The organism is Psychrobacter sp. KH172YL61, assembly GCF_007182895.1.
In the GTDB taxonomy this organism is placed as follows: Bacteria; Pseudomonadota; Gammaproteobacteria; order Pseudomonadales; family Moraxellaceae; genus Psychrobacter; species Psychrobacter pacificensis.
The window spans coordinates 2,022,826-2,037,141 of the sequence record NZ_AP019516.1; the positions used below are offsets into that span (position 1 = coordinate 2,022,826).

The following is a 14,316-nucleotide window of genomic DNA, read 5'->3' on the forward strand; positions in this document are numbered from 1 at the left end:
TGATAGCTTACTTCGGTACTTATCACTGTTCTTTTGCTTGCCTTGATGCGGCCCAAATGGCTTCTGTAATGGCTTTGACCTCTATTGCAGTGAGTCCATCGGCCAGCTCCTGCGTCACATTTGCTACGGCAAAACCATTTGTCCCAAAAGGATGCTTAGGAAACTTTAACAATAAAGCCGCCATCGCCTCTACTGCTGACAAAAAATCGGCAATCACCATTCGCCTATTACTAAAGGTTGCATTGACTTGATAGCGCTTGCTACTACCATCTTTATAGTAGCAAACGCCAATCAGTTGGTTATTTGATAGCTCAATTTCATACACGGGCGGACGCAGCATTTTTAGTAACGTGTACTGCTTGGGCGCAGCCTCTAAATGACTTTGATAAATAGATACACTCACAAAGCTTCCTTGCTTCTTTGTTAGAATAAAAATGCTTTTAACTTTATATTTGCTTAGGCTAATTTGTTATTGATAAACAATCATCATAAACGATTAAAAGATCCGCTTATCATCGACAGGCTTAGCAAATTTATCAATATTAGTCTCGATGTTTTTGGCTATATTGATATAGTAATTCGCAAACTCATCATCAGCCAATACACTTGGCTCCCCTTTATCGACTTGGGCGCGGATACCACTGGCAAGTGGTAGCTGCCCTAATAAAGGCACGTGGTAATGCTCAGCGATCATCTCGCCGCCACCTTTACCAAAAATCGCTTCGGTATGGTTGCAGTTACTACAAGTGTGCAGCGCCATGTTTTCAACAACACCAAGCACAGGAATACTGGTTTTGTTAAACATCTCAATACCTTTCTGCGCATCAAGTAGTGCAACGTGCTGCGGCGTCGTGACGATGACAGCGCCTGTCACTGGGATACGCTGTGCTAAGGTCAGCTGTATATCGCCCGTACCTGGCGGCATGTCAATCACCAAGTAATCTAGCTGTGGCCAGTTGGTTTGATTATAAAGCTGCATCAGCGCACCTGTCGCCTTTGGTCCACGCCACGCAACTGGTGTGTTCTCCCCATCGAGCAAGCTGCCGATAGAGAGCATCGCTATTCCATGCGCATCAACCGGAACGAACTGCTCGTTTTCTAATTGCGGCTTCACATCGGCAACACCTAGCATTGTCGGCATACTAGGCCCATATATATCCGCATCAAGCACGCCCACGCGATTACCCCGCTTTTGTAATGCCAGTGCGATGTTCACAGTCGTCGTTGATTTGCCAACGCCGCCCTTACCTGATGCCACAACAATAATATGGCGGATACGAGGATGCGCAGCTAATGAAGCTTGCGTAGGTGCTGCTTTGGTAATTGGCGGCTCAGCGTTAGCGTTATTGGCATTACTCACGTTGTTATTAACGCCAGATGAAGGCTGGGACTCCATCGCATTGGTTGTCTTTGGCATCTGCTTTGGTAAGCTTGAACCTGACCCTTTTTCTGGAGCAGGCAGGCGCACATTCATATGAATCGTGGTAATGCCATGCGGATGCAGCAGCTGACCAAGCTCTTGTTGGATAGCTTCAGGGTTGCTGTCTTGTGGCAGGCGCAAGTCTAGCGTCAGCGCCTCGCCGTCACGCTCAAGTCCTGTGACCATCGTCGCAATACTGACTGTTCCTATCTCATACCCAAGCAATACTTTATCAACGGCACTATCACGTTCTGCCTGCTGCTGCGGTGTTTCGGTTTTGGTGGTTTTTTTCTTCATAAAGTTGAACATAGCTATTATTATTGCCTATACAAGTGGATGAGTTTGGTACATGGCTTAATTCATATCGTCTCCTATTGAGCAAACGATAAAACCAGTGACCATTTTAGCCAAACCTTCTATCGTGACAGTGTAGCTGAATTGGACGCATAAAAAAACCACAACGCCAGTAGGTCTGACATTGTGGTTTGTTCTATTATAATAGGCGCAATATTTGTCTATTAATTCATAAACCAGCCATGACTGGCAACGATAGATTGTCCTGTAAACACATTACTGGGAAACGCCGCTAAGAATAGTGCCAACTGAGCAATATCCTCTACCGTTGTAAATTCTTTATCGACAGTATTTACTAGCATAATGTCATTAACGACAGATTCTTCACTAATACCTTTCTCGCTTGCTTGCTGCGGTATTTGTTTTTCGACCAAAGGCGTTTTGACAAACCCGGGACAGATCACATGCGAGCGCACATTATGCTCAGCACCTTCTTTTGCCAGTACGCGGCACAGTCCTAGCAGGCCGTGCTTGGCAGTGACGTAAGGTGCTTTATAAAGTGACGCTTCATGCGAGTGTACTGAGCCCATGTAGATGACCGTGCCGCCCTTATTGCCTTTATACATGTGCTTAATCGCGGCTTTAGTGGTCAAAAAAGCGCCATCTAAGTGAATAGCGAGCATTTTTTCCAGTCATCAAACGTCATTTTATGGATAGGATCGATAATTTGGATACCAGCATTAGACACCAAAATATCAATAGCGCCAAAGGTATCAACCAATTTCTGTACACCTTCGTTTACCGCATCTTCAGAGGTCACATCCATCGCAATCGCAAGAGCACGCCCGCCACCTGCTTCAATGGCATCAACCGTTTGCTGTGCTGCTTCAAGATTGATATCGGCAATACCAACCGAAGCGCCTGCTTTTGCATAAGTCTCAGCGATATCACGACCGATACCACTTGCAGAGCCAGTGATTAATGCCACTTTACCTGTCAAATCCTGCTGTAATTGGGTGGACATATAGGTTCCTTATTATGATCTATAAATATTAGGAGATAAATCCTATTGAGCAATGCTAACTGGCGTTTTTTCTTGTAGCTCGTCAAAGCTAACACCATCTGCTAATTCAACCAATTTTAGGCCACTGTCAGTAACGTCTAATACGGCAAGCTCAGTGATGATACGATCAACCACGCCCTTACCCGTCAATGGTAGCTCACAGTTGGCTAAGATTTTTGGCTCGCCATGCTTGTTGACCTGTTCCATCAATACAATCACACGCTGTACGCCTGCGACCAAATCCATCGCACCGCCCATGCCTTTGACCATTTTTTTTAGGAATCATCCAGTTAGCAAGGTCACCTTGTTCTGAGACTTCCATGGCGCCTAATATCGCTAAGTTGACATGACCACCGCGAATCATCGAAAAGGACTCTGAACTACTAAAATAACTGGCCCCTGCTTCTGCGGTCACGGTTTGCTTGCCTGCATTGATCAGATCGGCATCAACGGCGTCTTCGGTTGGAAACTCACCAATACCCAGCAAGCCGTTCTCTGATTGTAGCCATACGTCTACGCCTTCAGGAATATAGTTAGCGACTAGCGTTGGTAGACCAATGCCTAAGTTGACATAATAGCCGTCTTGTAGCTCTTTTGCCGCGCGCTGCGCCATTTGTTCTCTTGTCCATGCCATGCTGATTTCCTTATTTTTTACGATATTCTATTGCTATTCATCTAAATCGTTAGCTATCTAAACAATTAGCTATCTAAGTTATTATCAATCTAAAAACTGACGATAAGTCTCAACCATGATTTTATCTAAGCGCCTTCTACCGCTTTAGTCGTGGTTTTTTCGATACGTTTTTCAGGGCTAGCATTCAATACAATACGTTGCACAAAAATACCTGGTAGATGCACTTCATCTGGATCAAACGAACCTGTCTCGACGATTTCTTCGACTTCGACGATGGTGATTTTTCCCGCCATTGCGCAGTCTGGGTTGAAGTTGCGAGCGGTCTTATTAAATATCAAGTTACCGGCTTTATCAGCTTTTTGTGCTTTGATGAGTGCCACATCCGCACGTAATGAATGCTCTAACACATAAGTACGACCATCAAAATCACGCGTTTCTTTACCTTCGGCAACTAATGTGCCCACACCAGTCGCTGTATAGAATGCAGGAATACCCGCACCACCTGAGCGTAGCTTTTCTGCCAATGTACCTTGCGGGGTTAGCTCAACTTCTAACTCGCCTGCCAAGTACTGGCGTTCGAACTCTTTGTTTTCACCAACATATGATGAAATCATTTTCTTGATTTGGCGGGTCTGTAGTAGCAGACCAAGTCCAAAATCATCGACGCCAGCGTTGTTGCTGATACAGGTCAACTCTTTAACGCCACTATCACGTAGTGCTTCGATCAATGCTTCTGGAATGCCGCATAGACCAAAACCACCGATAGCGAGTGTTTGCCCATCGCTGACGATGCCTTTTAGCGCCTCTTCGGCACTGTTATATACTTTTGAGCGACTCATACTTATCTCCTTGCAAGTCTGTTTTTGTTATTAACGTCCATTATCTATCATGATTTATTTATTGTGCCAATCAATAGCGCATTGACTGTTTTAAATTTAAATCAATACATTTTATATCGATATATCATATATCAAATACTTATGCTAACTTAACATATAATTCTCGCAGCGAGAAGACAATAACACTAAGAACGAATGAGACAGTACAGTAGCGAGGTATGAGGCAAGTCAATATCATATTATTCCAAGATTAATATTTGATAAAAAATCAAAAATTACATATTTTGATTAATTTTATTGACCTACATCGATAATCGCGACATACACGCTGTCTTAATTTTGCCAAGGAGGGCTATCATGTTTAGTACATTTGCGATTGTCATCACCCTATTATTACTCATGTTTTTTGCTTATCGTGGTTATTCTGTGCTGATCTTAGCACCGATTATGGCGACGCTAGCAGTCTTACTATCAGGTGATTTTTTAAACACCATCCCCGCTTATACCGATGTCTTTATGGGCGCGTTAAGTGGGTTCTTACTCAAATTCTTCCCTATATTCTTGCTAGGGGCATTGTTTGGGCGTTTGATGGCCGACTCTGGTGCGGCAACCGCGATTGCCAATACCGTCGTCGAAAAGCTCGGTGCCAGCAAGGCCATTCTTGCGGTGATTTTGGTCTGTGCTATTTTGACCTATGGCGGGGTATCACTGTTTGTGGTGGCGTTTGCCATTTATCCTATTGCCAAGGACTTGTTCAGAGCAGCCGATATCCCAAAACGTTTGATTCCTGCTGCCATTGCCCTAGGGTCATTTACCTTTACAATGACTGCACTGCCAGGCACGCCAGCCATCCAAAACGCTATTCCAATTCCTTACTACAACACCAACGTATTTGCCGCGCCTATTTTGGGTATCATTGGCGGTACGATCATGTTTATTGGTGGTTGGTTGTGGCTTCAGTCACGTGCCAACAAAGCAAATGCAGCGGGGGGAAGGTTATGGTCAGCATGATGAAGAGGATGTAGGCGGCGTTGGAGCGGCTGCAAAAAAAGCTGATATATTAAACACTCATCACACTTCATTCACCGTTGCCATGATTCCGCTGATATTGGTCATTGGCTTGAACGCTATATTGACCTATGTGGTTTTCCCATCGATAGATTTCAGTAGCCTAAAAACTCAGTTTCCCGATTTAAATATAGATGGATCGCTCGGGTTATGGTCAATTATTATCTCGTTGGTCGTCGCTTGTGTGGTGTTAATTCTGCTCCGCATCGGACATTGGAATAACCTACAAAAAACCATCAACCGTGGTACTTATGACTCGATGCTGCCGATTTTTAATACTGCATCAGAAGTGGGTTATGGCGCAGTTATCGCATCATTAGCAGGCTTCCTTATCATTCGTGATAGCATTTTAAACCTTACCCCTGACAACCCTCTGATCTCAGAAGCCGTCGCGATGACCACGCTTGCTGGTATCACAGGCTCATCGTCTGGTGGTTTGAGTATTGCGCTGTCGACCTTGGGTGAAGACTATCTAAGAATGGCCGTCAATGCGGGTATCGACCCTGAGTTAATGCACCGCGTAGCCGTTATGGCGGCAGGTGGTCTTGATACGCTTCCACACAGTGGCGCTGTCATTACCTTGCTAGCGATTTGTGGTTTGACCCATAAACAGTCTTATTTGAACTTGGCGATGGTGACGATGGTCATTCCATTGGTCGCTGTGGTTGCTGTGATTATCTTAGGGACGATGTTTGGTTCATTCTAAGCTAGCTTAGTCATTTAATCATTTAGTCACTTAGCCATTTATTATTGACTACTGGTATCTAAGTGAATAATGGATAAATAAAAAACCCACTTAGCACACTGCTTGGTGGGTTTTTTATGGCTGGTTTATGACCATCAACATGCGGTGTGAACCTATCGTTCATGGCTAATAAATGCTTGCCAAATGAGAAGTAATTACCAAGGAATATCACAAAATTATCTGAATTACGGTATCATAGGCACACTTTTTGATTTTTTATTATTTTTAGAAGTTTTTAGCATTAACGATGTCGCATCGATGAGCGATGAGCCGCTTAAGATGTTCGATAACTAACCCATTTATACAAAAATATAGGTGATAAAAGTGCGTGAGATTTTAGTAACCAGTGCGCTGCCCTACGCCAATGGCGACATCCATTTGGGGCATCTTGTAGAATATATTCAGACAGACATCTGGGTACGTGCGATGAAGGCGCAAGGCCATCAGGTCACTTATGTCTGTGCCGATGACGCGCACGGTACAGCCATCATGCTCAAAGCAGAAGCCAATGGCGTCACGCCAGAGGAGCAAATTGCCTCAGTCAAAGCCTCACACGAAGCAGATTTTTCAAAGTTCCTGATCAATTTTGATAACTACCACAGCACTCATTCAGAAGAAAACAAACAGTTCTCTGAGCTGATTTATCGTCGTCTCAATGAGGCTGGTCATATCAGCACAAAAGATGTCGAGCAGCTATTTGATCCTGAAAAGCAATTGTTTTTAGCCGATCGTTTTGTCAAAGGCACTTGCCCTGAGTGCGATTCACCAGATCAATATGGTGATAACTGCGAAGTATGCGGCACCACTTATGATGCCACTGAGCTGAAAAACCCGCGCTCAACGTTATCGGATGCCACGCCTGTGCTTAAAACTTCTAAGCATTATTTCTTTGACTTGCCAGAGTTTGAGCAGTTCTTACAGGACTGGACGCGCAGTGACAATCGCTTGCAAACCTCAGTGGCTAATAAATTGCAAGAATGGTTTGAGGCAGGACTTACTAGCTGGGATATCTCGCGCGATGCGCCCTACTTCGGTTTTCAAATTCCAGACACCCCAAGCGATGAGCCAGACAAATATTTTTATGTCTGGCTTGATGCGCCAGTTGGCTACATGGCAAGCTTTAAAAACCTATGTGATAAGCGTGCGGGAACAGAGCAAGCGCTTGATTTTGACCGCTACTGGGCACAAGAAAACGAGCACAAAACCGAAGTTTATCACTTCATCGGTAAAGACATCGTGTATTTCCATGCACTGTTTTGGCCAGCCATGCTAGCCGGTAGCGAATTGCGCACGCCAACGGGCGTCTTTGCCCATGGCTTCTTGATGGTCAATGGCGAAAAAATGAGTAAGTCACGCGGCACTTTCATCAAGGCCGAGACGTATGCTGAGCATTTACACCCTGAATACTTACGTTATTACTTCGCCAGCAAACTGTCTGACAAAGTCGAAGATATCAACCTTGATTTAGAAGACTTTATGCAAAAGGTCAACTCTGACTTGGTGGGTAAAGTGGTCAATATCGCTAGTCGTAGTGCAGGATTCTTGGTTAAAAAGTACGACGGTATACTGTCTGAGACTTGCGCTGAACCGCGCCTATTAGAAGACATTACCAAAACGGGCGATGAGATTGCTGCTGCTTACGAGAATCGTGAATTCTCACGTGCTATGCGCCTCATCATGCAGTGTGCGGATAAAGCCAACGAATATATCGATGCCAAAAAACCATGGTCGCTCGCGAAATTGGAAGGCACTGAGCAAGAAGTTCAAGACGTCTGCTCGGTCGCTATCAACATTTTCCGTCAGTTGATGGTCTATCTGGCACCAGTATTGCCTGAGCTGACAGCAAATGCGAAAGAGTTTTTGAATATTGACGATTTAAGCTTTGCCAGTCGTAATGAGTGGTTATTAGGCCATAAAATCAATAAATTCAAGCCACTGATGCAACGTATCGAAGAAAAAGATATTGAAGCCATGGTAGAAGATTCTAAAGCATCATTAGCTCAAGCTGATGCGCCTGCTGTGACCGAAAATAACAAGCCTGCCGCAAAAGACAAATCACCTGCAATAGACGCTAATACTGTTGCCGAGCAAACGGATTATATTGGTATTGAAGACTTTGCTAAGGTTGAGATGAAAGTCGCTAAAGTGCTTGAGTGCAATCACGTAGAAGGCGCGGACAAGCTGCTACAGTTCACACTAGATGTTGGTGAAGAAAAGCCACGTAACGTGTTTAGCGGCATTCGTAAGTTCTATGAGCCTGAGCAACTGACGGGTAAGAAAGTCATTTGCGTGACCAACCTGCCCCGCGAAAGATGAAATTTGGTATCTCTGAGGGCATGATTTTGTCATCAGGCGATCCAAAAACTCAGCTAACGGTCGTTACGCTACCTGATAACTGTGTCATTGGTGATGTACTCGCATAAAAATATTAACTTAAGTAGTGGTGTAAGTGATAATTAAAGAAAGAACGAAAAAACGGTCTAAATAGACCGTTTTTTTATGGCTGACTTAAAAGATTAAAGTGCGCTGTTATCTACTCCAAAACATCAATAATTTCCAACGTGTTATTAATTACTGTCACAATCTTATTGTCTGGCGTACGGATACGTACGTAACGGTCATCATAACGATCTAAAATAACAGAACGATCATAATCCCTTCTATCAATCTTGCCGACTACTCTATAACCGTATTTATCAAGGTCACGCTTGAATGACGCGTTAGGGCTAGCATTGCGATACGCATTAATATTAGGGTGGGCATTGCCATTATTTTGATAATTGTTATGGTTGTAATCTTTACTAATGTGAGCAGAGTTACCCTTGCCATTTCCATGACCGTGCCCATTACCATGATTGTCTTTTTGCCATAGCAGGCAGGCAAATCAATGAGCTTGCCGTAATGCCAGCGATGGTCAATAACTTTAAATTAGCTGTATTCATAATGTTATCCTTAAAATATGCGTTTGAATAATAGTAATGAGATATTTGAATGCGTTGTATAGTCAAGTCAATTTAAAAATGACACAACGAGATTAAAGGCTATTTTTCGCAGCCTCTGGAGACGAAGTCACAGCAAGCAAGGAAAATAGTATTTAATCGAGTGTGTTTATGATGATATATCAGTTTTATTTGGGCTTTACTATATATTCAACACGTCAACATAATAATGATATGGATTTTGGACGCACCCTACTTCTCATATAAAAAATTTTTATATAAACATTAGCTTACGTTAATTATGAAGTGGATTGGTAATAGATGCGTTGCTAGCTTGTATGCTTTTTGACTATCAGTTTATTGGATAAGACAATGCCTTAAGAGGCTAATTCTTATGGTTAAATACTCAAAACCACACTTATGACAGTGGTTACGACAATGCCTAATAGTCTTACTAAGTACGCCTATGACGAATGCGCTTTAATTTTTTATTGCGATAACTTACATTGCTGTCATAATATGAACATAATAATCGACGGAACGATTACTTTAATTAATGGTTAGCCTGCTATGTTGACGTAGACGTAGTATTGACTCGGCTAATCTGCATTCTCCAATATCTTTTTTAGAACCAAAGAGAACCAAACAGATTCTTTGAGCATTGCTATTAGTAGGCTTGATCAATCTGACAGTCCTCGCTTGGTTTTTATGATTGATATAACCTATGAGTTATCCTAATAATGACTATTGCTTCTACTCTACGCTTAAGCCTATATGGCGTTGCTCTTAGTGCCATTAGCACACTTGGCCTGATAGGCTGCTCGAACTCCTCTACTGACACAGCCGCCACTACTGAAAATAGCTCTGCTGCAGATGCAGAAAAACCTGCCAAATCTATTGCGATTACCCAAATCGTTGAGCATCCATCATTGGATGACATGCGCCGCGGTATTATTGATGAGCTGGCAGACAATGGTTATGTCGAAGGCCAAAACCTAACGGTCAACTTCCAAAGTGCACAGGGCAATACAGCGACAGCAGGACAGATTGCTAAGCAGTTTGCAGGAGACAATCCGGACGCCATCGTCGCTATCTCGACGCCATCGGCCCAGTCGATTGTCGCGGCTACCACTACTATTCCTATCATTTATACGGCCGTATCAGACCCACTAGGCGCTAAGCTTATCAATGAAGATGGCAAGCCTTTTCAAAGCAATTTGACAGGATTATCGAGTCAGCTACCTCTAGAGCCGCAGTTAGATTTACTACAACAAATAAAGCCTGAGATGAAAACGATCGGCTTCGTTTACAGCCCAGGCGAAGCAAACTCAGTGTCATTGCGTGATAGCCTAAAACAAGCGCTACCAGCACGAGATCTGACATTGTTAGATATCCCTGCCAATCGTCCAACCGATATCGGCATGGCAACCCGTAGCTTGCAAGGACGCGCAGATATCATCTATACCTCATTTGACAACAACGTCGCCTCTGCTTTTGAGGCCATGACTCAAGCAGCAAACGAGTTGAAACTCCCTATTGTCGCGTCTGATGAGTTTAGCGTGAAGCGCGGCGGCAGCTGCTCTTGGCGTTAATGATTATGACTTTGGTCGTACCACTGGCAAAATGGTATATCGCGTATTAAATGGCGAGGCGATCAATAACATTGAACCTGCCGTCATGAACGATCTAACCTTATATATCAGCCCTAAGCATGCCAAAACGCAAGGCGTTAGTTTGCCAGCAGAGTTGCTAAAAAATGGCATCAATGTTGATGAACAAGCGCAAAGCACTGATAACAAATAGCACGAATAAAATAAATAGTGCTGAATAGTAATACTGAAAAATACCCTGTAGCCATCATAAGTGGCTCGCTTTACCCTTTACCCATCTATTAAATAATGTACGGACACATTATTACTTTTAGGAGTCAGAACCATGTTGTATCAAAATCGTTTTAATTTTGGCAAAGCGTTACTACTAGGCGGTGTATGCACTGCTATCTTAACGGGTTGTAATCAATCAGCCCAAGATACTAGCACGACTGATACTGCGGCTACTGGCGATACTGCCACCGAAATGAAAACTGTTGCTATCACTGCTATCGTTGAGCATCCAGCACTTGATGATGTACGCAAAGGCGTGATCGATGAGTTAAACGAAGCAGGATTCAAAGATGGTGAAAACCTAACGGTCAACTTCCAAAGCGCACAAGGTAACACTGCGACAGCCGGTCAGATTGCCAAACAGTTCGTCGCTGATGATCCAGATGTGATCGTAGCGATTGCTACCCCATCTGCACAGTCTGTGGCCGCCTCAACGAGCAGCATTCCACTGGTATTCTCTGCGGTGACTGATCCAGTCGCTGCCAAGCTGGTGCCAAGTTTGGACGGCTCTGGCACCAACGTGACAGGAGCCTCAGATGCCCTACCATATGAGCCGCAAATTGAATTGATGCGCCAAGTCATTCCTGAACTAAAAAATGTCGGTTATGTCTATAGTCCAGGTGAAGTCAACTCAACGATTATCTTACAAAATCTAAAAGAGAAATTGACCCCTCAAGGCATTAACGTGCTTGAAGCACCAGCACAGCGTAGTAATGACATCGCAATGGCAGCACGTAGCCTAGAAGGTAAGGTCGATATGATCTACACCTCAACAGACAATAACGTGGTATCCGCTTACGAGTCACTCTATCAAATCGCCAAAGAAAGCAAGATTCCACTGATCGCCTCAGATACCAGCTCAGTTGAGCGCGGTGCGGTTGCAGCATTAGGCGTAGATTATTATGAGCTTGGCCGTGAAACGGGTAAGATCGTTGTTCGTATCTTGAATGGTGAAAAAGCAGGCGCTATCCCTGTTTACACCCCCACAAGCGCTTAACCTGTATGTCAGCCCAAAACATGCTGAAGAAGAAGGCATTACTTTGTCACAAGCAGTTATCGATAAAGCAAAAGAAGTGGTAGAATAACGCACCTTTGTATTTGGCTTACCATAGCAGCCATGAGCAAAATCATAATATGAATCAGTGATTGCGCTTTTGTGCTGTCATGCTAATGTTTGACAAGAAACCCAGCTATGAGTCAGTAGGCTGGGCTTCTTGTTTCAGCAGAACCTGTTTAAATAGCTTGTTTCATATATTGCTGTAGTTAGCTTATGGCTTATCTGATACTTGTTAAGTAAAATACATTTTTGCTGTATTGGATATTGCCGTTGCTTGAATCAGCGCTTTAAACCAAGGTAACTTATGAACGTTGTTAATCGTGACCTGTTTTGGTTTACCCTAACCGCAGATTGCTTAATCTGTTAAATTCACCGCTTAGCTGTTTAGCATTTAGAGGGTTTTGGCGCTTGCCACTCACTTATCTTGGTTCCATACGCTAGACACTGAGTTATGACTTACTGATCTCTTATGTCTTTAATTGCTTTTTTTGGTGCGCTTGAAAGTGGTCTGATCTATGGCCCTCGTCGCACTTGGTGTGCTGATCTCATTTCGTACGCTTGACTTTCCTGACTTGACGGCTGACGGTAGCTTTCCGCTGGGCGGCGCGGTCGCTGGCATCTCTATCGTTGCGGGTGTCAATCCGTGGCTCGCCTGTGCTTTTGGTATGCTAGCAGGCTCAATCGCTGGTATCGTTACTGCATGGCTGCATGTCAAACTTGGCATCCTACAATTGCTTGCCAGTATCTTAGTGATGGTTGCCCTATATTCTGTCAACCTACGCATCATGGGCGCCCCAAACCTACCGCTACTTGGTGAAACGACGGTATTTAGTACCTTAGTGACTAATGGCAATGGTTATTGGATGCGCTGTCTGATTATCGGTGTGGTCGTGGCGATTGCCATGTTATTTTTAAACTGGTTTTATAGTACCGAAACTGGTTTATCAATGCGTGCTACTGGCTCAAACTTGAGAATGGCACAAGCGCAAGGTATTAATACCTCATGGATGACCATCATCGGTATGGCGATCTCTAACGGCTTGATTGCCTTGGCAGGTGCGCTATTTGTCCAGACCCAAGGCGGCGCTGATATTTCTATTGGTATCGGCACCATCGTCATCGGTCTAGCAGCAGTCATCATTGGTGAGACCATCATTCCTGCCAAGCGTATTTGGTTAATTACCTTTGCGGTTGTGGTCGGTGCAGTATTGTACAAGCTGTTTATTCAGGTCGCACTATCGAGCGATACGCTGCGTAGTATCGGCTTTGGCCCGCAAGATTTGAACTTAATCACAGCATTACTCGTGGTATTGGCGTTGGTCTTACCAAAAGCGAAAACGAAGTTTTTATCACGCAAAGTTCGCGCCTAATGACAGTTTAAGCAAGTACCAACAGCACTTGCTTTGCCCGAAGAGATAATAAGGAATAACGATTATGATGCAAGCCACCGATTTACAGTTGACCTTTAATCCAGGCACACCTATCGAAAACCCTGCCCTACGTGGTATTAGTTTGAATATCGCTGATGGTGAGTTCGTCACTGTTATTGGTACCAATGGTGCAGGTAAATCGACTTTTTGAACGCAGTCAGCGGTACCACGCGCGTCGATAGTGGTTCAATCCTGCTAAATGGCATTGATGTCACCAAAAAATCCGCCCATCAACGTGCACACTGGGTCGCGCGTGTTTTTCAGGATCCGATGGCAGGTACTTGTGAAGCGCTGACCATTGAAGAAAACATGGCCTTGGCCTATAAACGTGGCGGCAAGCGCGGTTTGAAGTTTGCACTAAATCAAAACAACCGTGACTTGTTCCGTGAAAAACTGTCTGTGTTAAAACTGGGACTAGAAAATCGCCTGACAGACCGTATGGGTCTACTCTCTGGTGGTCAACGTCAAGCGGTGAGCCTGCTGATGGCATCGCTACAGCCCTCTAAGATTTTATTGCTCGATGAGCATACTGCTGCCCTTGATCCAAAAACTGCCGCCTTTGTTTTAGAATTGACAGATAAAATTGTCACAGACAATAAGCTCACCACCATGATGGTGACCCACTCTATGCAACAAGCATTGGCACATGGTACGCGCACCGTGATGCTACACCAAGGGCAAGTGGTCTTGGACGTGTCTGGAGACATTCGTCGCGGCATGACCGTACACGATTTGTTAGATATGTTCGAGCAAACACGCGGCGAAAAGGTTGAAGACGATAGCTTAATTTTGAGCTAGACTGTCTCAACTTATTGACTCTCAAAAAGCAGACATTACTGTTTCTAATTGCTTCTAAAACCTTCAAGAAAATTGATGTTTCTTGAAGGTTTTTGTTATCTATGGTTACTACTGCTACACACGGTACAGCGGGCATTATATAGTGA

Annotated in this window: 3 protein-coding genes and 8 pseudogenes; 6 read left to right on the forward strand and 5 right to left on the reverse strand. The window is 44.0% G+C overall.

What is annotated here, in order from left to right:
- Positions 1-22 precede the first annotated feature (22 nt).
- From PKHYL_RS10675 to PKHYL_RS10700, 5 genes and pseudogenes are all read right to left on the reverse strand, one after another.
- The gene (locus PKHYL_RS10675) at positions 23-403 is read right to left on the reverse strand and encodes a hypothetical protein (protein WP_240365107.1); all 381 of its coding nucleotides are present in this window, start codon (positions 401-403) and stop codon (positions 23-25) included.
- A 93-nt stretch (positions 404-496) separates the two neighbouring features.
- Entirely contained in the window at positions 497-1,729 is a 1,233-nt protein-coding gene (gene apbC / locus PKHYL_RS10680) for an iron-sulfur cluster carrier protein ApbC (RefSeq protein ID WP_071001272.1), read from the reverse strand.
- Positions 1,730-1,938: 209 nt separating this feature from the next.
- Positions 1,939-2,738, reverse strand: a pseudogene (locus tag PKHYL_RS18890) (3-hydroxybutyrate dehydrogenase).
- Positions 2,739-2,780: 42 nt separating this feature from the next.
- A pseudogene (locus PKHYL_RS10695) lies at positions 2,781-3,411 on the reverse strand (3-oxoacid CoA-transferase subunit B).
- A 125-nt stretch (positions 3,412-3,536) separates the two neighbouring features.
- Positions 3,537-4,250 carry a CoA transferase subunit A gene (locus PKHYL_RS10700; RefSeq protein ID WP_071001269.1) on the reverse strand — a complete coding sequence of 238 codons (714 nt, stop codon included), beginning with the start codon at positions 4,248-4,250 and terminating at the stop codon, positions 3,537-3,539.
- 357 nt (positions 4,251-4,607) lie between these two features.
- Between PKHYL_RS10700 and PKHYL_RS10705 the strand changes: the two are divergent.
- The 6 pseudogenes from PKHYL_RS10705 (at position 4,608) to PKHYL_RS10730 (ending at position 14,170) form a co-directional block, all read left to right on the forward strand.
- A pseudogene (locus PKHYL_RS10705) lies at positions 4,608-6,024 on the forward strand (GntP family permease).
- Between the two features lie 363 nt (positions 6,025-6,387).
- Positions 6,388-8,486 (forward strand): annotated as a pseudogene (metG, locus tag PKHYL_RS10710) (methionine--tRNA ligase).
- 1,256 nt (positions 8,487-9,742) lie between these two features.
- A pseudogene (locus tag PKHYL_RS10715) lies at positions 9,743-10,805 on the forward strand (ABC transporter substrate-binding protein).
- Between the two features lie 132 nt (positions 10,806-10,937).
- A pseudogene (locus tag PKHYL_RS10720) lies at positions 10,938-11,970 on the forward strand (ABC transporter substrate-binding protein).
- Positions 11,971-12,411: 441 nt separating this feature from the next.
- Positions 12,412-13,312 (forward strand): annotated as a pseudogene (locus tag PKHYL_RS10725) (ABC transporter permease).
- A 64-nt stretch (positions 13,313-13,376) separates the two neighbouring features.
- Positions 13,377-14,170 (forward strand): annotated as a pseudogene (locus PKHYL_RS10730) (ABC transporter ATP-binding protein).
- The last annotated feature ends 146 nt before the right edge of the window (positions 14,171-14,316 follow it).